This window comes from Arthrobacter sp. zg-Y1219, assembly GCF_030125545.1.
Taxonomy (GTDB): Bacteria; Actinomycetota; Actinomycetes; order Actinomycetales; family Micrococcaceae; genus Arthrobacter_B.
Window position 1 is genome coordinate 46,667 of sequence record NZ_JASKLY010000013.1, and the last position, 22,499, is coordinate 69,165.

General features: G+C 67.1%; 22 protein-coding genes and 3 tRNA genes. 10 read left to right on the forward strand and 15 right to left on the reverse strand.

Annotation, left to right across the window (positions count from 1 at the left end):
• Window positions 1-58: 58 nt before the first annotated feature.
• From QNO00_RS09385 to QNO00_RS09420, 8 genes are all read right to left on the reverse strand, one after another.
• Entirely contained in the window at window positions 59-670 is a 612-nt protein-coding gene (locus QNO00_RS09385) for a hypothetical protein (RefSeq protein WP_284024360.1), read from the reverse strand.
• Window positions 667-1,248: a DUF6286 domain-containing protein gene (locus QNO00_RS09390; RefSeq protein WP_284024361.1), complete on the reverse strand. Its 582-nt coding sequence runs from the start codon at window positions 1,246-1,248 to the stop codon at window positions 667-669. The genes QNO00_RS09385 and QNO00_RS09390 overlap by 4 nt, the downstream gene beginning before the upstream one ends.
• Window positions 1,245-1,640 carry a hypothetical protein gene (locus tag QNO00_RS09395; protein ID WP_284024362.1) on the reverse strand — a complete coding sequence of 132 codons (396 nt, stop codon included), beginning with the start codon at window positions 1,638-1,640 and terminating at the stop codon, window positions 1,245-1,247. Before QNO00_RS09395 ends, QNO00_RS09390 begins: the two co-directional genes overlap by 4 nt.
• Window positions 1,637-1,828, reverse strand: coding sequence for a DUF2273 domain-containing protein (locus QNO00_RS09400; RefSeq protein WP_152220571.1), 192 nt, complete (start codon window positions 1,826-1,828; stop codon window positions 1,637-1,639). The genes QNO00_RS09395 and QNO00_RS09400 overlap by 4 nt, the downstream gene beginning before the upstream one ends.
• Before the next feature lie 88 nt (window positions 1,829-1,916).
• A complete protein-coding gene (locus tag QNO00_RS09405; RefSeq protein WP_284024585.1) occupies window positions 1,917-2,306 on the reverse strand; it encodes an Asp23/Gls24 family envelope stress response protein in 390 nt (129 codons plus the stop codon).
• A gap of 349 nt (window positions 2,307-2,655) precedes the next feature.
• Window positions 2,656-2,731 (reverse strand) — tRNA-Phe (locus tag QNO00_RS09410).
• A gap of 58 nt (window positions 2,732-2,789) precedes the next feature.
• Window positions 2,790-2,863 (reverse strand) — tRNA-Asp (locus tag QNO00_RS09415).
• A gap of 59 nt (window positions 2,864-2,922) precedes the next feature.
• Window positions 2,923-2,995, reverse strand: a tRNA-Glu gene (locus QNO00_RS09420).
• Window positions 2,996-3,153: 158 nt separating this feature from the next.
• Between QNO00_RS09420 and QNO00_RS09425 the strand changes: the two genes are divergently transcribed.
• On the forward strand, window positions 3,154-3,513 hold the full coding sequence (locus QNO00_RS09425) for a metallopeptidase family protein (protein WP_229966693.1): 360 nt from the start codon (window positions 3,154-3,156) through the stop codon (window positions 3,511-3,513).
• Window positions 3,514-3,523: 10 nt separating this feature from the next.
• Window positions 3,524-4,453, forward strand: coding sequence for a cation diffusion facilitator family transporter (locus QNO00_RS09430; protein ID WP_284024363.1), 930 nt, complete (start codon window positions 3,524-3,526; stop codon window positions 4,451-4,453).
• Window positions 4,454-4,495: 42 nt separating this feature from the next.
• Here QNO00_RS09430 and QNO00_RS09435 read toward each other — a convergent pair whose 3' ends face one another.
• Window positions 4,496-5,488: a universal stress protein gene (locus tag QNO00_RS09435; RefSeq protein ID WP_229966692.1), complete on the reverse strand. Its 993-nt coding sequence runs from the start codon at window positions 5,486-5,488 to the stop codon at window positions 4,496-4,498.
• 283 nt (window positions 5,489-5,771) lie between these two features.
• Between QNO00_RS09435 and QNO00_RS09440 the strand changes: the two genes are divergently transcribed.
• Together QNO00_RS09440 and QNO00_RS09445 are read left to right on the forward strand one after the other, a co-directional pair.
• The gene (locus tag QNO00_RS09440) at window positions 5,772-6,452 is read left to right on the forward strand and encodes an NAD(P)/FAD-dependent oxidoreductase (RefSeq protein ID WP_284024364.1); all 681 of its coding nucleotides are present in this window, start codon (window positions 5,772-5,774) and stop codon (window positions 6,450-6,452) included.
• Between the two features lie 98 nt (window positions 6,453-6,550).
• Window positions 6,551-7,981, forward strand: coding sequence for an NCS2 family permease (locus QNO00_RS09445; protein WP_284024365.1), 1,431 nt, complete (start codon window positions 6,551-6,553; stop codon window positions 7,979-7,981).
• 105 nt (window positions 7,982-8,086) lie between these two features.
• On the opposite strand, the gene QNO00_RS09450 is transcribed toward QNO00_RS09445, so the two are convergent.
• The 3 genes from QNO00_RS09450 to QNO00_RS09460 form a co-directional block, all read right to left on the reverse strand.
• Complete coding sequence (locus tag QNO00_RS09450) at window positions 8,087-8,965, reverse strand: spermidine synthase (RefSeq protein WP_229966607.1); 879 nt, start codon at window positions 8,963-8,965, stop codon at window positions 8,087-8,089.
• A 70-nt stretch (window positions 8,966-9,035) separates the two neighbouring features.
• Window positions 9,036-9,368 (reverse strand): thiamine-binding protein, encoded by a 333-nt coding sequence (locus tag QNO00_RS09455; RefSeq protein ID WP_229966606.1) that lies wholly within the window; start codon window positions 9,366-9,368, stop codon window positions 9,036-9,038.
• Between the two features lie 68 nt (window positions 9,369-9,436).
• Window positions 9,437-10,984 carry an APC family permease gene (locus tag QNO00_RS09460; protein WP_229966605.1) on the reverse strand — a complete coding sequence of 516 codons (1,548 nt, stop codon included), beginning with the start codon at window positions 10,982-10,984 and terminating at the stop codon, window positions 9,437-9,439.
• A gap of 357 nt (window positions 10,985-11,341) precedes the next feature.
• On the opposite strand from QNO00_RS09460, the gene pta reads away from it, so the two are divergent.
• The 5 genes from pta (at window position 11,342) to QNO00_RS09485 (ending at window position 18,086) form a co-directional block, all read left to right on the forward strand.
• Window positions 11,342-13,414 carry a phosphate acetyltransferase gene (pta, locus tag QNO00_RS09465; protein WP_229966604.1) on the forward strand — a complete coding sequence of 691 codons (2,073 nt, stop codon included), beginning with the start codon at window positions 11,342-11,344 and terminating at the stop codon, window positions 13,412-13,414.
• Window positions 13,414-14,571, forward strand: a complete 1,158-nt coding sequence (locus QNO00_RS09470) for an acetate/propionate family kinase (RefSeq protein WP_284024366.1) — start codon at window positions 13,414-13,416, stop codon at window positions 14,569-14,571. Before pta ends, QNO00_RS09470 begins: the two co-directional genes overlap by 1 nt.
• Window positions 14,572-14,705: 134 nt before the next feature.
• Window positions 14,706-15,215 carry a hypothetical protein gene (locus QNO00_RS09475; protein WP_229966602.1) on the forward strand — a complete coding sequence of 170 codons (510 nt, stop codon included), beginning with the start codon at window positions 14,706-14,708 and terminating at the stop codon, window positions 15,213-15,215.
• A gap of 101 nt (window positions 15,216-15,316) precedes the next feature.
• Complete coding sequence (locus QNO00_RS09480) at window positions 15,317-16,501, forward strand: zinc-dependent alcohol dehydrogenase (RefSeq protein WP_229966601.1); 1,185 nt, start codon at window positions 15,317-15,319, stop codon at window positions 16,499-16,501.
• 241 nt (window positions 16,502-16,742) lie between these two features.
• Complete coding sequence (locus QNO00_RS09485) at window positions 16,743-18,086, forward strand: MFS transporter (RefSeq protein ID WP_229966600.1); 1,344 nt, start codon at window positions 16,743-16,745, stop codon at window positions 18,084-18,086.
• A 75-nt stretch (window positions 18,087-18,161) separates the two neighbouring features.
• On the opposite strand, the gene QNO00_RS09490 is transcribed toward QNO00_RS09485, so the two are convergent.
• Genes QNO00_RS09490 through QNO00_RS09500 form a run of 3 tightly spaced genes read right to left on the reverse strand, consistent with a single transcriptional unit; the run spans window position 18,162 to window position 20,923 of the window.
• Window positions 18,162-18,677, reverse strand: a complete 516-nt coding sequence (locus QNO00_RS09490; protein WP_284024367.1) for a metallophosphoesterase family protein — start codon at window positions 18,675-18,677, stop codon at window positions 18,162-18,164.
• A 9-nt stretch (window positions 18,678-18,686) separates the two neighbouring features.
• A complete protein-coding gene (locus QNO00_RS09495) occupies window positions 18,687-19,082 on the reverse strand; it encodes a DoxX family protein (protein WP_284024368.1) in 396 nt (131 codons plus the stop codon).
• The gene (locus QNO00_RS09500) at window positions 19,079-20,923 is read right to left on the reverse strand and encodes a glycoside hydrolase family 15 protein (protein ID WP_284024369.1); all 1,845 of its coding nucleotides are present in this window, start codon (window positions 20,921-20,923) and stop codon (window positions 19,079-19,081) included. Before QNO00_RS09500 ends, QNO00_RS09495 begins: the two co-directional genes overlap by 4 nt.
• A 239-nt stretch (window positions 20,924-21,162) precedes the next feature.
• On the opposite strand from QNO00_RS09500, the gene QNO00_RS09505 reads away from it, so the two are divergent.
• Entirely contained in the window at window positions 21,163-22,419 is a 1,257-nt protein-coding gene (locus QNO00_RS09505) for a DUF445 domain-containing protein (protein ID WP_284024370.1), read from the forward strand.
• Window positions 22,420-22,499: the final 80 nt, after the last annotated feature.

Genomic DNA, 22,499 nt, shown 5'->3' on the forward strand with positions numbered 1-22,499 from the left:
CCCCTCCCCCGCACATTCCCCTGCCACACCGCCGCGGTGGGGCGGGGGGAGGGAAGGGTCAGCGGACCCGGTCTTCGCGGTTGAAGCGCAGCTTGCGGCCACCCTCGATGCTGATCAGCACCGGCGCTTCGCGCCCCAGTGCGACGTCGAGGGCCTCCACCAGGCGGGTGGCATCGGCGGCAACCAGGTGCGGTGCCGCCCCCAGCCGGGGCGTGATGCGGATCCGCAGCGCCGAGCTGCCCCGCACGTCGTAGGTGCTGACCGCGGCGGCGGCCACGTCGGGGTCTTCCTGCAGCGCCGACCGGAGCGCCTGCTCCGCCACGCCTCCGCTGATCGCCACCCGGCCGGGCGCGCCGTCGTCGTCGTATTTCGACACCAGGGTGCCGGTCCGCCCGCGGCCCTGCGCCGCCGCCCAGAGGATCAGCAGGACGATCAAAAGCACCATGACCAGGGCCAGCAGCACCCAGATCCAACTCTGCGATTGGCCGGGAAGGGCTGTTTCAGCCCCGAATTCCTGCAGCCGGTCCATCGCGTCGGGGGCAAAGGACTGCCAGCGGCGGGCCGCCCCGCCGTCGAGGCTGATCCAGAGCAGTCCGCCGCCGACGCCGATGCCGATCAGGCCCAGCAGCCCCAGCAGGATGCGGTTCAGCGCCCGCGGAGTCCGGTTCACTGTCCGATCACCCCGAGCGTGGAAACCTGCACACGGACGTCGGGCTGCGGGTCGAGTCCGGTCAGCTGTAGTTCCTCCTGCACGGCGCTGCGAACCTCCTCCGCGTTCACGGGAATGCCCGACGTCGGGCGGATCCGCACGTCCACCCGGGTTCGGCCGACGGTGACCAGCACCTGCTCGGCACTGATGCCGGCGGTCAGGCGGGCGCGGCGGGCGAGCGAGGAGGCCAGCACCTCGGCATCCACGACGACGGCGGCCCGCGGGTTGGGAAGGGCATAGCGTGGGCGGCGGCCCGGCAGGACTGCCTGCAGGAAGAAACCCAGTCCGACCAGCAGGATCAGCAGGCCGCTGAGCCCCAGGACAGTGGCGTCCGTTTCCGCGGGCAGGCCGGACAGCCAGGTGCCGAGCGCTGCCGGGTCGGTCAGCCAGGCGTCCTGGCCCAGGGCCTGCAGCGTTGCTTCAAGCAGGACATAGAGGCAGAAGAGGAGACCCAGAAACGCGGCAATCATGGAAGCGGAGGTCCGGCTGGCGTGGGTTTCGCGGCGCACGATCCGCCGGGTGAGGGAGTCGTTGTTCAACGGACCCTGCTTCCTTCGTGAAGCTGAACGCCGGTCACGCGGATGTCCACCCGGGACACCAGCGATCCGGTCAGTGCGGTGACCTTGTCCTTCAAGAGCGGCTTCGCGGCGTGCGCGCGGTCCCAGACGGAACCGCCGGCGCGGTCGACAAGGCCGGGGTCCGCGGCAATCCGGTTCAACGCGGGGAGCGAAACCGGCAGGGACAGGGAAAGGGCCAGCATTCCCTGGTCATCCGACCAGGTGACGCGGATGGCGGCCGGAGGGACGCCGAAGAACTCGGCTGCCGCCGCCTTTGCCGTGGAGGTCAGCGCCTGGGTGCTGATGCGGTTGTGGCCGGCGAGGCCGGCGTTCCGGTCAGCCGCGGGGGCAGCGGCCAAAACTGCGGAGCTCACGAGGATGAACGGCGTCCGGTCAGCGCATCGCGGACGGTGCGGAAATCGACTTTGCCTTCCGCGGCGCGCCCGCACAGGGCACCCACGGCGATGAACAGCGCCATCAGCAGGAAGCCCCAAAAATCAAAAATCAGGGCGGTGAAGGCCAAAACGGCTCCGATCGCCATGCCCGTAACGGTTGGTTTCATTGTCCCTGCCTCATGACGGTGTTCCCTGGTGACATGTTCACTGGCTCCCTCGACCCTATACCGCTTGCTCCCGTCTGGCCCGCTCCGGCTAGGCGGGAGCAGTCCCGGGCCGGGCTTTGTCAGGGCGGCCTTCCGGGGCACCGGGGATCTGCACGTCGTTCACGTCGACGTTCACTTCGACCACGCGCAGGCCGACCAGGGATTCCACCGCCGAATACACCGCCGCCCGCACGTTGTTTGCGATCCGGGTGAGCGGCATGCCGTACACGGCCACCAGCGTGATATCGACGGCAACTTCGGTCTCCCCCACTTCCACGTGCACGCCCTGCGTGGCGTTGGAGGCCCCGACTGCATCGCGGACCGCCCCGAGCGCCCGGCCGGAGCCGGTGCCCAGCGAGTACACGCCCTCAACCGTGCGTGCGGCAATGGCGGCAACCTTCGCCACGGCCTGCTCGCCGATGGCGGTCTTGCCGCCGATATCCTCCGGGCGGACGGGCGTTGCGGGCGCCGCGGGCGCCGCGGGCGCCGCGGCGGCTGGCCCCGCCGGTGCGGGTGCGGGCGCCGCGGCGGGAGAGTGCGCCGGAGCGGGCGCATGGGCCGGCGTCCTGGGGGCGGCCGCCGCGTCGGAGGAACCGCTGGCGGCAGGGGGTTCCTGGGCTGAAGAAAAGGTCTGGTTCGCGGCGTCATCCATGCTGCCCAGCGTATCCTGCGTCCCACTTCTTGGGCAGGCGCGCTTCCCACCCAGGCGTGCAAGCGCTCCGGTGCTCCAGCCCCGGACCGTGCCCGGACAAAGAAAAACCCCGGACTCGTAAGTCCGGGGTTTTAGCTGGTGGCTCCGACCGGCGTCGATCCGGTGACCTTTCGATTTTCAGTCGAACGCTCTACCAACTGAGCTACAGAGCCGGGCATCATCGCAACCGATGATCACCGAGATCTTCCAAATCGCTTCAGAAAATCTGAGCGACCCTGACGGGACTCGAACCCGCGACCTCCGCCGTGACAGGGCGGCGCGCTAACCAACTGCGCTACAGGGCCATACTTTTCACGAGTGTAAACTCTACCAGCATTTCACCGGCCCGATTACCACTCATGAGTACCCCCAACGGGATTCGAACCCGTGCCGCCGCCGTGAAAGGGCGGTGTCCTAGGCCGCTAGACGATGGGGGCCTTCAGAACACACAGGAACGCCTTTGAGCGGAAGTTTCCGTTCGTTTGCGCCCCGGTGGACTCATAAAACTATAGGGCCTGTTGGGGAAAACAGCAAAACGGGCGCGGTGGCCCCCGGCGGCGGACCCGCCACTAGAGTGACTTAGGTGCCCATAGAGATGCTTCCTGAAGACTTCGAGACCGCAGTTGATGATGCCATCGACTCCATCCCCGCAGACCTGGCGGCAGCCATGAACAATGTCGCCATCTTCATCGAGGATGAGTATGTGCCGGGCCCCGGCGAGGATCCGGGAACCGAACTGCTCGGCCTCTACGACGGGACGCCGCTGACGGAACGTGACTCCTGGTGGGACGCAGGTTCGCTGCCGGACCGGATTGTGATCTTCCGCGGGCCGCTCATGCGGATGTGCTCCTCCCGCGACGAGCTGGTCGACGAAATCCGCATCACCGTCATTCACGAAGTGGCGCATCATTTCGGGATCGACGACGCCCGGCTGCACGAACTCGGCTGGGGTTAGCCTTAAGGGCATGGGAGATCATCACGGCCACAGTCACGGACTGCAGGCAGGCACCGCAACGGGACGGCACCGGCGCAAGCTGCTGATCGTTTTCCTGATCACCATCAGCGTGGTTCTCATTCAGGTCGCCGGCGCCCTGCTCTCCGGGTCACTGGCGCTGCTGGCCGATGCCGGCCACATGCTCTCCGACGCCGCCGGAGTTTCCATCGCCCTGCTGGCCGCCTGGATCGCGACCCGCCCGGCAACCAAGCGCCGCACCTACGGCTACCAGCGCGCCGAGGTCCTGGCGGCTCTGGCCAACGCCGTGCTGCTGATCGTCATTGCCGCGGTGATCTTTGTCGAAGCCGTCCGCCGCTTCGGGTCAGAACCGGAGGTGCACACCGGCCTCATGCTCGGCGCGGCGGTGGTCGGCGGGCTGGCGAACCTGGCGTCCCTGCTGGTGCTGCACAGCGGCCGGCGGGAGAGCCTGAATGTGCGCGGAGCCTATCTGGAGGTCCTTGGCGACCTGCTGGGCTCGGCCGCCGTCGTCGTCTCGGCGGTCGTCATCATGCTCACCGGCTATCAGCAGGCCGACACCTGGGCATCGATCCTGATTGCCTTCATGATCCTGCCGCGGGCCTGGGCGCTGCTGAAGGAGGTCATCGACGTCCTGCTGGAGGCGACGCCGCAGGGTGTGGACAGCGAGATGATCCGTGAGCACATTGTGCGGGTCGAGGGCATTTCGGACGCCCATGACATCCACATTTGGACCATCACCTCCGGCGTCCCCGTGTTTTCGGCGCATGTGGTGGTCGACGACGACCATCTCACCTCGGAGCGGATGGATCAGCTCCTGGACCGGCTGACCGGTTGCCTGAGCCGGCATTTTGACACCGAGCACTGCACGTTCCAGCTCGAACCGGCCAGCCACGCCGTGCATGAGGGACACCAGCACGCCTGATCCCCGGGCACGCCCCAGGCGGGCGGCGCCGCCGACCGGAGGCTACTCCTCGGGCAGGGACCCGAAGGCCGGGCGATCCGCCAGCCGCGGGTCCTCGTGGTCCGGAACCACCATGACCGGCCCCTTGGCATGGTGCAGCACGCTTTGGCTGGTGGACCCCATGAGCATTCCCGCAAAACCTCCGCGGCCGCGCGTGCCCAAGACAAGGAGCTCCACCGACGCGGTGCGGTCCATCAGGATTTCAGCCGGCGGACCATCGATCAGCTGCACCGACATGGGCAGGCCCGGGAAGTGGCTTTGCAGCCAGGCCCGGCCGGCCTGCAGCTGCTCGGAGACTTCTTCGTGCAGCGCCTCCAGGTCCAGCGGAGCCGGAACCCATGCCAGGGAGCCGCTGAACGGCGGCAAGGCGCACAGGATCTGCAGGGGCAGGCCCCGGTTCACCGCCTGCTCCGCGGCGACGAGGGACGCGGCACGTCCCTGTTCCGACCCGTCGACGCCCACCACCACCACATCCTCGACGGTCTGTTCCGTCGGCGCCCCGGCCGGAGGCCGGACACCGGCTTCCGGCAGCCTGCCGGCAGTGCGCAGCGGCACCACGACGGTGGGGCATTTGGCATGCGCGGGCAGGGCGCTCGAGACCGATCCCAGCAGGCGTCCGACGAAGCCGCCGCGGCCACGCGAGCCGACGACCATGAGGTCCGCTTCCTCGGAGAGTTCAAGGAGGACGGCGGCAGCGTCGCCGGTCTCAACCCGCGGAAATACTTCAATGTCGTACCGGCTGATGCGTTCCAGGGCCTTGTTCAACACCGATTGGGCGCCGTCGCGGATGATCGCGTCGTCCATGGTGGTGTATCCGGCGTCCATGGAGGAGGCCGCGAAAATGGGGACGGTGTAGGCCGTGACCACGTGCAGCGGGCTCCGCCGGCGCTCCGCTTCCTTGGCGGCCCAGACCAGGGCACAGATGCTCTGGTCGGATCCGTCCACGCCGACGACGATGCCGGGCGATCCCTCCAGCCCGCTGTCTTCGCTCCACATTGAACCGCTCACAGTGCCGCACCCCTCTCGGTTTATCCCGGCTGCTGCGCTCCTTCGGAACGCCCGGATAAGTGCTTGTTTCGGTAGCCTACAGTGCCCGCCGCCGGGCCGCGCCTTCTGCCGAAACACACCGGCTGCGGCACTGCGCAGGGGCGGCAAAGGCAGATAAGCTTCGGGGCATTGCGACCGAAAGACCGTCCCCGGCACCCCGGGGGACATGCACCTGCGGGACCGGAAGAGGCGCCGTTCCCGCAGCCTGAATCTACGTCAGGGGGTTGCCTCGGTGGGTAAGTCAACGGGAAACGGAGCCAACGGCAGAAAACCGGACGGCAGGGAACCGAGCAGCGCGAAAAACGGTGGACCGCCGGCGGCTGGCCGCCGGCCCGAGGCGACGGCCGCCGTCGTGGTGGGGTGCGGCCTGCCGGGACTGGCGGTTGCAAGCGAACTGAGCCGGCAAGGAATCCGTCCGATTGTCCTGAACGGTCTCCGGCAGGACACCGAATCTCTGCACTGCCCCGTCCCGGACGCCTGGAGCCTGCCGGAGCGGGCAGACCTGCTGCGACTCCTTCGCGGCTACGCGGCGGGACATTCCCTGGACATTCGCCGCGGCACCTCCGCCGAGGAAGTGGGCCTGCTCCGCGGTTCCGCAGCCCCCGCCCAACAGGCTGACGGCATGAAGTGGACGGTCCGAACCCGCCACGGAGTCCTGCTGGCCGATGCCGTGGTCCTCGCCGGCTGCGGGCAGCCGGCCCTGGTGAAACTGGTCCGCACCCTCGGCTTTGCTGCGGGTGCGGAATTGGGGGACGCCCTGCGCAGCGTGGGGCTCTACGTTGTCGGGGCCGGCGAGGCGCTGACCGTTCCCACCCGTGAACTTGTCCGGCAGGCCAAGCGGGCCGGGCAGGAAGTTGCTGCCCGCAATGCAACCCTCGCCGGCGCATCGGTGCTTCGCTACCGCACCGCGTAGAAGACGGCTGCCGGGCCCGCCGCCCCCCGGCAGAAAGCGCGCGATAAGATCGACCTGCGAGACTCCCCCACCAAGCTCACCCATTCAGAGGACGCGTCATGCTCAAACAAGGTTCAAAGCTGGACCGGTATTTTGAAATCTCCAAAAGGGGTTCGTCCGTATCCCGCGAAGTCCGGGGTGGTTTGGCCACGTTTTTCGCCATGAGCTACATCGTGGTGCTGAATCCGCTGATCCTCGGCGGCGAAGATGGGGCGGGCAATACTCTGGCCGGTCCGGCTGTCGCAGCCGCCACGGCACTGGTGGCCGGTGTGCTCACCATCATCATGGGCGCCTGGGGCAAGCACCCGTTCGCCCTCGCCACCGGCCTGGGCGTTAATGCCTTCGTCGCAGCGACAGTGGCTACCAATGAAGGACTCACCTGGCCCGATGTCATGGGATTGGTCCTGCTGTCCGGTGTGACGATGTTCATCCTGGTGCTTACCGGCTTCCGGACGGCTGTCTTCAAAGCCGTTCCCGCAAGCCTCAAGACCGCGATCGTGGTCGGCATCGGCATGTTCATTGCCATCCTGGGATTTGTGAACGCGGGCTTCGTGCGCCGGGTTCCCGACGCGGCCGGCACCACCGTTCCGGTGGAACTGGGCACCGGCGGCCAGCTGCTGGGCTGGCCCAGCCTGGTCTTTGTGTTCGGCCTGATCCTGACAATCGGCCTGATGGCCCGCAACGTCAAGGGGGCCATCCTGATCGGAATCGTGGCCTCGACGATCTTCGCAGTGATCGTGGAACTGGTGGCCTCTCCGGGGTCCCAGGGTGCCGGCGAGGCCACCGGCTGGGCGCTGGTTACCCCGAGCATGCCGGAATGGGCGGCACCGGACCTTTCCCTGCTGGGCCAGGTCAGCGTCTTCGGCTCCTTCGAAACCCTCGGCGTCGTCGCCGCCTCCCTGCTGGCCTTCGTGATCCTGCTGAGCATCTTCTTTGACGCCATGGGCACCATGGTGGGGCTGGCCACCGAAGCCGGCTCCATCGACAAGGACGGCAACATCCCGAACGTGGACCGCGTGCTCCTGGTGGATGCTGCCGGCGCCATCGCCGGCGGCGCAGCCGGTGTTTCATCCAACCAGATCTTCGTGGAATCCGGTTCCGGCATTGCTGAAGGTGCCCGCACCGGCCTGGCCTCCGTGGTCACCGGCCTGCTCTTCCTCATGGCCATGTTCCTGACCCCGCTGATCTACCTGGTGCCGTTTGAGGCCGTCGCCCCGGCACTGGTGGTTGTCGGGTACCTCATGGTCTCGCAGGTCGGCAAGATCGACTGGAGCGACATTGGGCTGGCCGTTCCGGCGTTCCTGACGATCGTCCTGATGCCGTTCACCTACTCCATCGCCAACGGCCTCGGTGCCGGTTTCATTACCTTCGTCCTGATCCGCCTCTTCCAGGGCCGCGGCAAGGAGGTCCACCCGCTGATGTACGTTGTCGCCGCAGCCTTCGTGGTGTTCTTCTCCGTGGGAGCCATTTCCTCGGCTCTCGGAGTCTAACCGGAACCGACAGCAAAAGGCCGTCCGAGGTGCGCTATGCACTTCGGGCGGCTTTTTGGTGTGGCACGGGGTCCGTGATTCGCCGGCGGCGATGCTTCCGGGACGTCAGCTCACGCCGGCCGACCGGGCGTCCGTCAGGGGCCGTGTGCCGGCCGCGAAGGCCCTAACCTGCGCGTCGTCCCACAGGTGGGCGGGAACTCCGCCGCCCAGCAGCGTCCGGGGCAGCGAGGGGTGGCCGGCGAAGGGCTGGTCGCTGCCGGCGATGATCATGTTCCCGTAGCGCCGGCCCTTGAGCATGGCCGGGTCAGCGACGATGGCGGTGTGGGCAAAAACTGCGCACACCGCGGCAGCTTCCCGCCGCGCTCCCCGCAAATCCGGGGTGTCGCCGCAGTTCATGATGTACAGCCCTCCGGGCGCGAGCACGCGCGCCGCCTCGGCGGTGAATTCAACGGTGGTCAGGGCGGGCGGGGTCTTGGCGCCGGCAAACACGTCCCGGATCACCAGGTCGCGGCTGTCGTCGTGGAGGGTTTCGGTAACCTCGCGGGCCTCCCCCACCCGCAGCCGCATGAGGGGCGCGCGGGGCAGGTCGAACCAGGCCCGCACCAGTTCAGCGAGGCGGCCGTCCAGTTCTACGACCACCTGCCGCGCGTTCGGGAAGCCGGCGGCAAAGTAGCGGGCCATGGAACAGGCCGCTCCGCCCAGATGCAGGGCGCGCAGTTTTGCGTCGGCGTCCCAGTGAGTATCCACCAGGGCGGCGATCCAGCGCATGTACTCGAAGTCCAGCTGCCGGGGATCGGCGATGTCGATGTGCGAACTGTGCACGCCGTTGACCTTCAGGATCCACCCGTTGGGATTGAACTGGTCGGGCAGGAGTTCGCAGGTTCCGGTGTCGATGGGGAAGGTCCCGGCCACCGGCCCGGCTTCGGGTGAGCCGGCGGTTTCCGCGGCCTCCGCGGTGGCCTTGCCCGGCCGCTGCCGGCCCATCAGGCAACCGTCCGGAGGGGCCGGGAAATCCGGGTCGTGCAGGCGTCCGCTGTCCGGCTGATGGTGGGGGTCATGCTTTCAGTTTAAGCGCTGCCTCCAGGCGTTCCACCTTGCCCTCGAGTTCACCGACATGGCCGGGCCGGATGTCCGCCTTGAGGACCAGGGACACCCGGCTGCCGTAGCGGCCCACCGCCTCCGTGGCGCGGCGAACCACTTCCATGACTTCGTCCCACTCGCCCTCCACGGTGGTGAACATGGAATCGGTGCGGTTGGGCAGGCCGGACTCGCGGACAATCCGGACGGCAGCGGCGACGGCGTCGTGCACCGAGGCATCAGCAGCGCCGGGGCCTGCGGGAGTATCCGGACCGACGCCGGACGGGGCTACAGAGAAGGCAACAAGCATAGTGCCAAGTCTGCCACCGCTGCCCGAGAACTCAAGGCAGCGGCGGCAGGAGGCAGGCTAGAGCAAAATCAGGCCTCCGGGGCCGAGCTTTGCTCCCGCTCAAGGCGCTCGGCGCGCTCGGCCCGCTGGGCAATCCGGAGATCCTTGAACTTGTCGTTCAGCCGGGAATGCCGCTGCCCGTAGGCAAAGTAGATCAGGAAGCCGATCAGCAGCCAACCGGCGAAGTAGATCCAAGTCTCCACGGACAGGTTGGTCATCAGGTACAGGCAGAGGAGGGCCGAGAGCACGGGCAGCACCGGGCCGAAGGGCACGCGGAAGGCAGGCTTCAGGTCCGGGCGCTTGCGGCGCAGGACCAGGACGCCGGCGCTGACCACCACGAAGGCGGAAAGGGTACCGATGTTGATCATTTCCTCCAGGACGTCGACCTGGGTGAAACCGGCCACCAGGGCGACCAGGGTTCCGCAGATGATCTGCAGCCGGGCCGGGGTGGCATGCTTGTCGCTGGTCTTGGAGAGGGAGCGCGGCAGCAGGCCGTCGCGGCTCATCGCCAGGACCACGCGGGCCAGGCCCATGAGCAGCACCATGATGACCGTGGTGAGGCCGATCAGGGAGCCGACGGCGATCACCTGCGCCGCCCAGGGGTTGCCCACGAGGGTGAAGGCGGTCGCGAGGTTCGGCGATTCGACGGCGGCCAGGTCGCGGTAGGGAACCATGCCGGTCAGAGCCAGGGAAACGCCGATGTAGAGCAGGGTGACCAGTGCCAGGCCGGCGAAAATGCCGCGCGGCAGGGTCCTGCCCGGATTCTTTACTTCTTCGGCCGAGGTGGCCACGACGTCAAAGCCGATAAACGCGAAGAACACGATCGCTGCGCCGGCAAAGACGCCCAGCGTGCCGTACTGGGCCGGCGCGGCACCGGTCATGAAGGAGAACAGCGACTGCTGCAGCACGCTCTGGCTGCCCAGCGACTCGGTCGGCACGCTGTCCGGGATGAAGGGGATGTAGTTCTCGGCCTTGACGTAGAAGAAGCCGGCAATGATCACGAACAGCACGACGCCGATCTTGATCAGCGTGAACACGTTGCCCACCTGCGCGGACAGCTTGGTGCCCATCACCAGCAGGACGGTGAAGACCGCAACGATCAGCAGCGGCCCCCAGGTCAGGTCCACGATGCCGAGGTCAACGGTGGCCGGGATGTCCAGGCCCAGCAGGCTGAACACCTCGCTGAGGTAGATGCCCCAGTACTTGGCGATGACGGCAGCAGCGGTGAACAGTTCCAGGATCAGGTTCCAGCCGATGATCCAGGCCACCAGCTCGCCCATGGTGGCGTAGGTGAACACGTAAGCGGATCCGGCGACCGGAATCGCGGTGGCAAACTCGGCGTAACACATCATCGCCAGACCGCAGGTGATGGCGGCCAGGACAAAGGAGAGGGTGACGGCGGGGCCGGAGAAATTAGCGGCGGCATTGGCGCCAACGGAGAAGATTCCGGCGCCAACGGCAACGGCGACACCCATGATCATGAGGTCCCAGGTTGTCAGGGTCCGCTTAAGCCGGCGTCCGGGCTCGTCGGCGTCCGCCAGGGAATCCTCAATGGGCTTTGTTCGGAAGAGACTCACGGTGGTCCTTGTGTTCGGGTAAACGTCAAAACTAACCGACCAATCCTAGGCCGCAGCCCTAGGCGGAGGCGGTATACCCTCCAGTTTAATCTCACCATGTGAGATGTTGCAGTCCACCCGAGACCACAGGGTTGCTGATTCCGGCCGCTGCGCCGGCTGTCCGCTAGCCACCGATCGACCCTTTTGGGAGGATATGAAGGTGAAGGTGTCCTTGGCCACAGTATCCCGCAGTGCCGGCGCGCGACCACCGCCACCGGCAGGATCTGCAGCCAAAAAACACGCCACCCGGCAGGCAGCCACAACCAAGCACGAGGCACTGAAATTTCAGCTCCTCAAGCCCACAGATCGGACAACACCATGGCCCGCGGAATCTATATCAGTGCCATGACCCCGGGGTCCGGCAAGTCTCTTGTCACCCTCGGCCTGGCGGACATGCTGCTGCGCCACGCGGACCGCGTGGGTTTCTTCCGGCCGATCGTGGAGGGCACCGAACCGGCGCAGGACCCCATGGTGCGGCTGATGCAGCGCAAGTTCAACCTCACCTCCGAAACCAGCCGGGGCGGGCTCACCCGCCGCGAGCTCCGTTCGCTGCTGGTGGCCGGGGAACGCGGGGAAGTGGATGCCCGGTGCATGGCCATCTACAACGAAGTGGCCGCCCGCTGCGACGTGGTGATCATCGAGGGCACCGACCTTTCGGGGCACGACGTCGCGCTCGAGTTCGATCTCAACGCCCGGCTCGCCAACAACCTGGGCGCGGTGGTGGTGGCAGTGGTCAACGCCCGGGAGATGACGGTGGGGGACACGGCCGACGCCGTGGACGTGGCCCGGCGGGAACTGCATTCGGCACGGTGCGACCTCCTGGCCATGATGGTCAACCGCTCGCAGCCGGACGCGGTGGAGGAGATCCGCTCGGCTGTCCGCCCGGGCGCGTCCGGCAGGCCGGTGTACGTGATGCCCGAAGTGAACGAGATTTCCCAGCCGTCCATGTCGGAGGTCGCCAAGGCACTGCACGCCCGGCAGGTGGCGGGCAGCGCCTCGCTGGAGCGCGACGTCGTCGGCGTCAAGGTCGCCGCGATGACCGTCGGCAATTTCATTTCCCAGCTGGACCACGGCAACCTGGTGATCGCGCCCAGCGACCGGGCGGACGTCATGGTGGCCGCGTTGGCCTCTGCCGTCGCGCCGGAGTTTCCCGTACCCAGCGGCATGGTCCTCACCGGCGGCCTGCCGATCGATCCCGGAATCCTGGCGCTGCTGTCCCAGGCCCCGTTTCCGGTGTTTGCCGTCGACGTCGACACCTACACTGCCGCGCGGCAGGTCAGCCGGGTGCGCGGGGAAATATCGTCCGGCCAGCGCCGCAAAGTCGCGGCGGCCCTCGGGGTGTGGACCCGGCATGTCGACGAGGACGAGCTGCTGGAGCGGCTGGAGCTGCCCCGCCCGGAAAAGATTACGCCGCTTCGTTTCCTGAACCAGCTGATCGTCCGGGCACGCGCGCAGCGAAAACACATCGTCCTGCCCGAGGGCCTGGACATCCGGGTCCTGCGGGCAGCGGAAATCCTGCACCGCCGGGACGTCTGCACGCTGACCCTGCTGGGACCGGAGGGGGAAGTGCGGGACCTGGCCGCCAGCGAGGGCATCGACCTCAGCGGCACCTCCATCATCAACCCGGCCACAAGTGCGCTGCGGGACGATTTTGCGCGCGAATACGCGGTCCTGCGGGCCAAGAAGGGCGTCACCCTCGACGACGCCCGCGAACGTATGCTTCACGGGGCATACTTTGGCACCATGATGGTCCACCTGGGACGGGTGGACGGAATGGTCTCCGGTGCGGCCCACACCACTGCGAACACCATCCGTCCGGCGCTGGAATTCATCCGCACCAAGGAGGGTGTGGACATCGTCTCCTCGGTTTTCCTCATGCTGCTGCAGGACCGGGTGCTGGTCTACGGCGACTGTGCCGTGAATCCGGATCCGGATGCCAAGCAGCTGGCGGACATCGCCCTGGCCTCGGCCGAGACCGCGGCACGGTTCGGAGTGCAGCCGCAGGTGGCCATGCTTTCCTATTCGACGGGTGCCTCGGGGCACGGCGAATCGGTGGAAATGGTCCGGGAGGCCACCGCAATCGTCCGCAGCCGCCGCCCCGACCTTCCGGTGGAGGGCCCCATCCAGTACGACGCCGCCGTGGACGCCACAACAGCCGCCTCGAAGATGCCGGGCTCGGATGTGGCCGGACACGCCACCGTGTTCATCTTTCCGGACCTCAACACCGGCAACAACACCTACAAGGCCGTGCAGCAGTCCGCCGGCGCGGTGGCGGTGGGGCCGATCCTGCAGGGACTGCGGAAACCGGTCAACGACCTCTCCCGCGGCTGCACAGTCGAGGACATCGTCAACACCGTGGCCATCACCGCGGTCCAGGCACAGGACGCCTGATGCTGGTACTGGTCATCAATTCCGGATCCTCTTCCCTCAAGTACCAGGTGCGGGACACCGCCAGCGGTGAACTTCTGGCCAAGGGCATCATCGACCGGATCGGCGAGGAGGCGGTGCCGGACCACGGCGCGGCCCTGGAGCAGCTGAGCCGGCTCCTGCCCGACGTCCTCGGCGGCCGCAGCATCGACGCCGTCGGGCACCGGGTGGTGCACGGCGGCGAGCGCTTCAGCGCGCCCGTCCTCATCAACAACGAGATTGTCCGGTCGATCGAACGCCTCAGCCCGCTGGCGCCCCTGCATAACCCGGCCAGCGCCCGCGGCATCCGGGCCGTGCATGACAAATGGCCCAAGATCCCCCAGGTGGCGGTCTTCGACACCGCCTTTCACCGGAGCATGCCGGAGCATGCCTGGCGCTACGCCCTCCCGAACAGCCTGTACCGGAAGTACGGCATCCGCCGCTACGGCTTTCACGGGACCAGCTACGGGTTTGTGGCTCCGGCCGCGGCGCGTTTCCTGGGCATCGAGCCCGGCGAGTTCAACGCCGTCATTGCCCATCTGGGCAACGGAGCGTCGGCTGCGGCGATTCAGCAGGGCAGGAGCATCGACACGTCGATGGGCTTCACGCCGCTGGAGGGGCTGGTCATGGGCACCCGCAGCGGCGACGTCGATCCGTCCATCCTGGTGTTCCTGCTGCGCGAAGGGTATGACGCCGATTCGCTCGACAAACTGCTGAACCGGGAATCCGGCCTCCTGGCGCTGGGCGGAGCATCGGATATGCGGACGCTGACGGAGGCGGCAGCCGGCGGGGATGAGGCAGCGGCCCTCGCGCTGAAAGTCGCATCGTACCGGCTGGCGAAGTACATCGGTGCGTACCATGTGGCGGTCGGCGGAGCACAGGCCCTGGTGTTCACGGCCGGAATCGGTGAGAACGCCTGGGAGTTCCGCGAAATGACGGTGAACCGGCTGGGCGCCCTGGGCATCGTGCTGGACAGCGCTGCGAACCGGAAACGGGAATCCGGAACCCGGCTGATCAGCACCGCCGAATCGGCCATTCCGGTGCTGGTGGTGCCGACGGATGAAGAGGAAGCAATCGCTGAAGCCACCGCCGACACGGTGGCCCGGGATTCCACCCAGCCGGCCGGCACACCGAACGGGTAACGGGCACATACTCGGACGAAAGCGAGTGCAGAGCCGGTAACCGCCGGCCAGGGCTGACATCTCGCCGTTATTTCCGTTACCGTCAGGTACCCGGTCAAGCAAAGGCCGCCTGCCACCAGCTTGGGGAGGATCTCATGGAAAGCACAACCTCACGGGAACACCTGACATCCGACCACGCGCTTCGAGTCTTGGTTCGGATTGACACCCACCTGCGCCTGGCTTCCCTGGAAGTGCGGGGGTGCCTCACCGCGGCCACCTATCCGACCCTGGTGAACATCCTGACCCACACCGGCACCCTGGGAGCCGCGGTGAGTGTGAATCTGCTCCGGGCTGCGCACGTGGATCGGGACGCCCTCGAATTGCTGCGCGACGGCGCCGATGCCGCGGTCAGCGGCGGCGCCCTCGCCGCCGGCCCGGGACAGGGGTGGTCCGGACTGCCCAGCTCCGACCAGGGCGGTGTGGTGCCGGTCGAGATCCTGGTGCCGCCGAGCCTTCCGGCCTGCCGGCCAGATCCGGGCGCTGCCGTGCCGGAACCGGCAGTCCCGGGCCGTCCCCTGACCAATGAGGAGGCTGCCGAACGCGCCTTCCGGCAGAGGGATCCACTGATGCTCCCGGACCGGGGATTCCAGCCGCGTAAACGATAGTCGGACCTGCCGAGCCGCCGGGCACTTTGTCAGCAACCTTACTATTTGCCACAATGAGGTTACATTCAAAGCACTCAGGGCTACTAGCAGGAGGTTCGCACATGAGAGCAGTAACTTGGCAGGGTAAAGAGTCCGTCAGCGTCGAGACCGTTCCGGATCCGGTGATCCAGGAACCAACCGATGCCATCATCCGCGTCACGTCCACCGCCGTCTGCGGCTCAGACCTCCACCTGTACGGCGTGTTGATGCCGTACATGAAGGAGGGGGACATCCTCGGCCATGAGTCCATGGGCATCGTGGAAGAGGTCGGTTCCGCAGTGACCAGCCTCAAGAAGGGCGACCGGGTGGTCATCCCCTTCCAGATCGCCTGCGGCACCTGCTTCATGTGCCGCCAGGGGCTGCAGACCCAGTGCGAAGTTACCCAGGTCCGCGAAAAGGGCTCCGGAGCGCAGCTCTTTGGATTCTCCGAACTCTACGGTTCCGTTCCGGGAGGGCAGGCCGAGTACCTGCGCGTGCCCCACGCCGACTACGGCCCCATCAAGGTGGGCTCGGAACTGCCGGACCACCGCTACCTCTTCCTCTCCGACATCCTCCCCACCGCCTGGCAGGGCGTGCAGTACGCCAACGTGCCCGACGGCGGCACGCTGGCTGTTTACGGACTGGGCCCGGTTGGCCAGTTTGCCGCCCGGATCGGCACCCACCTCGGCTACCGGGTGATCGGTGTCGATCCCGTGGCCGAACGCCGGGACCTGGCCGGCCAGTACGGCGTGGAGGTCTTGGACCTGCACAAGGACGTCGCGGACGAGCTGCGTGAAATGACCGACGGCCGCGGCCCGGACTCAGTCGTGGACGCCGTCGGCATGGAAGCCCATGGCTCCCCCGTTGGCAAGGCCGCCCAGACCGTAGTCGGCCTGCTCCCGGACAAGCTGGCCCAAAAGGCCATGGAAACCGCCGGCACGGACCGCCTTTCTGCCCTGCACGGAGCACTCGACGCCGTCCGCCGCGGCGGCACCGTGTCCCTGAGCGGCGTTTACGGCGGCACGGCCGACCCGATGAACCTGATGGCCATGTTCGACAAGCAGCTGACCCTGCGCATGGGCCAGTGCAACGTCAAGCGTTGGACCGATGACCTGATGCCGCTGGTCGAGGATTCCGCCGATCCGCTGGGCGTGACCAACCTGGTGACCCACCAGGCCAGCCTCGAGGCCGCTCCGGAGCTGTACGAGAAGTTCCAGAAGAAGGAAGACGGCTGCATCAAGGTGGTCTTCCAGCCCGGGATGAACTAACTTCCGCGGAACAACCGTCAAAAGCCAGAACCCGGCCAGGGTTCTGGCTTTTGTCGTTTAACCCGGGACTCTGGCGCGGCCCAACCGACCCGTGGCCGCACTTCACAGCCACCCGCTTGTGTAATTAACACCACACCCCCATGTGGCCCTACACTCATTTACGGTTCTCTCAGAGAACACCCGTTCACTATGCGAACACTGCAGCTCGCAGTCGCCGCACGAGCAAGAGTTAGGTAAGCCCATGGAAATCAAGGAACGCATCGAGGCGGCTCCCATGAAGCGCATGCAGTTTGGCATCGTCGCCATCTGCGTCGCCCTGAACATGATCGACGGCTTTGACGTCCTGGTCATGGCGTTCAGCGCCAATTCGATCAGCGAGCACTGGGACCTCAGCGGCGCCGAGCTGGGCATGCTGCTCTCCGCTGCCCTCTTCGGCATGGCCGTCGGCTCGATCCTGGTGGCCCAGGTGGCGGACATCATCGGCCGGCAGAAAACCATCCTCATCTGTGCGGTGGTGATTTCCGCGGGCATGTTCGCTTCTGCCTTCGCGCCGAGCTACGAAATCCTCTTCACTCTGCGCTTCATCACCGGACTGGCAATCGGCACCATGCAGGCGAGCCTGAACGTCTTTGTCTCCGAGTACTCCTCGGCGAAGCGGCGCTCCACCTCCATCAGCCTGTACAGCGCCGGACAGCCCATCGGCGGCATGCTGGGCGGCATCATCGCGGGCATCCTCATCTCGGCCTACAGCTGGCACGCGGCATTCATTTTCGGCGGCATCATCACGCTCGCCATGATCCCGTTCATCCTGAAATTCCTGCCCGAGTCCCTGGACTACCTGATGACCAAGCGTCCGGACGGCGCACTGGACAAGACCAACCGCATCCTGGCCCGCCTGGACCAGCCGCGGATCACCGAACTGCCCGTCATCCCCCAGGGCACCGCGCTGACCGTCGGCTCACGCTGGAAGGCACTGTTCTCTGGCCAGTACCGCGCGACCACGGTCTTCCTGTCCGTCGCCTTCATGATGCTGATGGCCAGCTTCTACTTCGCGAACTCCTGGACGCCCAAGCTGGTCACGGCCAGCGGCTTCACGGCGCAGGACGGCATCGACGCCGGCGTGCTCTTCAGCCTCGGCGCGATCATCGGCTCCATCGTCTTCGGGCTGATCGCCGCCCGCTTCGCCGTCAAGTGGGTCCTGGTCACGTTCTTTGTCCTCGCTGCGGGCGGGTTCGGGGTTTACGCGGTTTCCACCGGCGCGCTTCCCACGGCACTGCTGGCGGCCGCCCTGCTGGGCTTCCTGGTGAACGCGGGCATCGCCGGCATGTTCTCCATCGGTCCCGTCTACTATTCCTCGGACGTACGCGCCACGGCGGTCGGGTTCATCACCGGCATGGGCCGGGTGGGTGCCATCATCTCCCCGATCCTCGCCGGCTCGCTGATCGACGGCGGCTGGGAGCCCGGCAACCTCTACTTCCTCTTCATCGTTCCGATGCTGGTGGGCGGCGCGGCCATTGCCTGCCTGCGCAGCAGCCGCCGGAACGTCAGCAGGAAAACCCTCGACAAGGACACCGTCCCGGCCTAACCGCGGCCCGGCCCAGCCCCCTGCGAGCGCCGCTCCGCCCGCCCGGTTGCCCGGGCAGGCGGGGCGGTGCTCGTTTTATCTGACCGGTTGCCGGGGCGGGAGGCGGACCAGCTCCGGGGTGACGCTTTTTCCGTCCACGGTGACCCGCAGGTAGGTGCAGAAAGGCTGGCGGCGCCGGTCCGTCGGGGAGCCCGGATTCAGCAGCCGAAGGCCGCCCGGCGTCACCGTGTCCCAGGGGATGTGGCTGTGCCCGAACACGAGCAGGTCGGTGTCCGGGAACTGCTCGTCCATGCGCTTCTCCCGGCCCGCTGCGGAACCGGTTTCGTGGATCACCGCGAGCCTCACCTCCTCCACCGTGGCCGTGGCCACCAGCGGCAACCGGGTCCGCAGCGCTCCGCCGTCGTTGTTGCCGTAGCAGGCAATGAGGCGGCGGGACCGCTGCAGCATTTCAGTGAGCGAATCTTCGCTGACCCAGTCGCCCGCGTGGACCACCGCGTCGGCCGCCTCGATGTCCCGCCAGAGCGGATCCGGCAACTCCCGCGCCCGCTTGGGCAGGTGCGTATCGGAAAGCACCAGCAGGTGCACAGCCATCCCCGGCCCCTAGCGGCGCAGGCTCCAGGCCCAGCGGATCAACGGAAGCTGCAGCGGCAGGCGCGCCAGATGGATAACCTTCTGCTGATCGGACCCGCGGGGGCCGAAGGCGCGCTGCAGGGCGCTGAGGTGCCCTGCAATGAACGCCACGTACATCAGGGTGGTCCCGGTGGCGGCGCTGCGGCGGGTGGCCGGCAGCAGGAGTCCTGCGGCGGCGGCGAACTCGAGCACGCCGCTCAGGTGCGTCCACTGGCGCCGCGTCAGCACGCCCAGCTGTCCGCCGGTGTCCGTGCTGATGCTCCGGGGAACCACTGCGTTGTAGAACCCCGGGTTGCGGAAGTGGTTGACGGCACTGGCGGTCAGCAGGGATGCCATGGCGGCAGCGGAAAGGCTTTGACGGTTCATGTGCTTCTTTCGCTCGAGGAAACGGCGCCGGTCGGCGCTGTGGCTGTCCGGTCCGGCGAGGCGACGGCGTTGAGTGCATCAGCGGCCCGGACCAGGGCCAGGTGGGAGAAGGCTTGGGGAAAGTTCCCGGCCATGGTGTTGTTCACCGGATCGTACTCCTCGCTCAGCAGCCCCAGTTCATTGGAGTATCCCACCAGTTGATCCATCAGGGCGGTGGCTTCCTTCATGCGCCCGGTGGCGGCGTACTGCTCCACCAGCCAGAAGCTGCAGGCCAGGAAGGGGTTTTCGCCGGGCTCCAGCCCGTCCAGGCCGGCTTCGGTGGCATACCGCAGCAGCAGGCCGGATTTTGTGAGCAGGTCTTTCTCCAGCCGCGCCACGGTGCCGAGCATGCGGTCGTCGTCGGGCGGCAGGAAACCCACCTGGGGCAGCAGCAGGAGGGCAGCATCCACTTCGGTGCTGCCGTAGGACTGCGTGAAGGAGTTCAGGTCCCGGTTGAAGCCGTGGTTCATGATCTCGTCGCGCAGCCCGTCCCGCAGCGCATCCCACCGGTCCACGGGCCCATCCAGGCCGTGGGTCCTGGCCGCAGTGGCCGCCCGGTCAAAGGCCGCCCACATCATGACGCGGGAATGCGTGAAGTACTGCGGTTCGCCGCGCATTTCCCAGATGCCGTGATCGGGATCGTCGAGATGGCGCTCCAGGAAGGACATCAGCGCGCGCTGCAACGGCCAGGAGAAATGGTCCTCCGCCACCCCGTGATCCCGCAGCCTGGCGAGTGCCACCATCACCTCCCCGACGACGTCGGCCTGGTACTGGGAGACCGCCCCGTTGCCCGCCCGAACGGGCGCGGACCCGCCGTAACCGGAGAACTGTGTCAGGACGCGCTCAGGCAGGTCCCGCGCGCCGTCCACGGCATACATGATCTGCAGGTCCTCCGGATCCCCGGCCACGGCGCGCAGCAGCCAGTTCCGCCAGTGCAGGGCTTCATCCGCGTATCCGTGCCCCAGCATCGCTTCGAGGGTCAGCGCCGCATCCCGCAGCCAGCAGTAGCGGTAGTCCCAGTTCCGTTCCCCGCCGGCGATTTCAGGGAGCGAGGTGGTGGGGGCCGCCACGATGCCGCCGGTGGACTCGTGGGTGAGTGCCCGCAGCACCAGCAGCGAGCGCAGAACCGCCGGCAGGTACTGCCCGGCGGGCTCGCAGTGCGCCGCCCAGGTCTCCCAGTACGCGGTTGTGGACGCCAAGGCGGCGTTCACGTCGATGAGATCCGGCACCTCGGTGTGGGAGCGGTACCAGGTCAGCTCCAGGTCAACGCGCTCCCCGGCCGCCACGCTGAACCTTCCCGCGTGGCGGTGGTCCTTCGCCACGGGCAGGTTGTCTCCGCGCAGCACCAGCGCGCTGGGGCCGGCGATGGCCAGCAGCAGTTTGCCGTGCGGGTACGGGTGGCGCCGCATCCAAGGCAGCACCGTCCCGTAGTTGAAGCGCACCTCCAACTCCTGGCGCATGTCCACGGTGCCGCTGATTCCCTCCACCCGCCGGACGATCGAGGCCCGCCGGTCGCCAACCGGCATGAACTCGGTAACCAAGGCGCTTCCGGTGTCGGTGGCCCAGCGGGTCTGCAGGATGAAGGTGGATCGGAGATAGCTCCGGTGCACGACGACGGCGGCTTCCGCTTCCGGCGCCAGCAGCCACCGGCCCTGCTCCTCCGTCCCCAGCAGGGCGCCGAACACCGACGGCGAATCGAACCGGGGCAGGCACAGCCAGTCGATGCTCCCGCGGCGGGAAATCAGGGCGCCGGTGTGCAGATCCGAAACCAGCGCATAGTCCTCGATGGGAGCAGCCATCATTCCACTCAACCACAGTGCTGCCGCCAGTCCTAGGATGCCGGCGGCCGCCCTGCGTTTGCCCGCATGGCACCCTGCCCAGCAGACTGATTAGATTGTCTGGATGGTTCCTGTCCCGGAACCAACTGGCCCGGGGCACACGAACCGGCACAAGCACGAGGAGCGGTTTTGAACGTACTTTCGACACCTCCCGGCCGGAGCGTCCGGCGCGTCCGGCGCATCCGGACCGTTGGAGCCCGCGCATGAGTGTCCCCCTGCTCGACGACGTCCAGCGCGCCGCCGGCCTTCGGCGGATGAAAATGCTCGCCACCGGCCTGCTGGTGGCGCTCGCCGTCGTTTTCGTCTTTTCCTTTGCCCTGCAGGAGCGCTATCCCTGGCTGCAGTACGTTCGTGCGGCGGCCGAGGGCGGCATGGTGGGCGCACTGGCGGACTGGTTTGCCGTCACCGCGCTCTTCAAGCACCCGATGGGAGTGAAAATTCCTCACACGGCCATCATTCCCCGCAAGAAGGACCAGATCGGTGCGTCACTGGGCCAGTTCGTGGAGAGCAACTTCCTCTCCGAGGAGGTCATCCGGCAGAAGCTTGGATCCATGGAACTGGCACAGAAGGCCGGGGCTTGGCTGGAACGCCCGGAAAGCGCGGCCCGGGTGGCCACCGAAGGGTCGGCAGCCATCCGCGGAATCCTGCGGGTCCTGGACGACGACGCCGTCAAGAGCGTCCTCGAGTCCATGTTCCGGCGGCACGTGGTTGATCCGCCCTGGGGGCCGCCCATGGGCCGCGTGGCGGAGCGCGTCTTCGAGGAGGGGCACCACCACCAGCTGGTGAACCTGGTGGTGGACAGCATCAACGACTGGGTGGCCGCCAACCCTGACGTCATCTCCGAGCTGGTCACCCAGCGCTCACCCTCCTGGGTTCCGTCCTTTGTGGATGACTTGGTGGGAGACCGTGTGCAGGTGGAAGTGGGACGCTTCCTGCGCGCCGTGCAGGATGATCCGAACCACGAACTGCGCCGCGCCCTGGACAACTACCTCAAGGGCCTGGCGCGGGACCTTCAGGAGGATCCGGAGGTCATGGCCAAGGCTGATGCGATCAAGGAGCAGGTCCTCGACGATCCCCGGGTCCAGCAGCTCATCACCCAGACCTGGGCAACCATCAAGAACGCCCTGACCACGGCCGTTGATGACCCGGACAGTGAACTGACGCGCAACTTCAAGGCAGCGGTGCAGGACTTCGGCCGCCGGCTGGCCACCGATGCTGAGCTCGCGGCGAAGGTGAACAACTGGATCGCCGACGGCGCCGGCTATTTGGTGAAGACCTACAGCAGCGACATTGCCGCCGTGATCACCGAAACGGTTGAGCACTGGGATGCGCAGGAAACGTCCGAAAAGATCGAGCTCCAAGTGGGCAAGGACCTGCAGTTCATCCGGATCAACGGCACCGTGGTCGGCTCGCTGGCGGGGCTGGTCATCTTCACCATCGCCCACGCCGTTTTCGGCTAGACAGCACTCTCCGGTCAGGCAGCACTATCCGGCCAGGCAGCTATTCGTCCAAACAGCACCGTCAAGGCCGGCACACAATT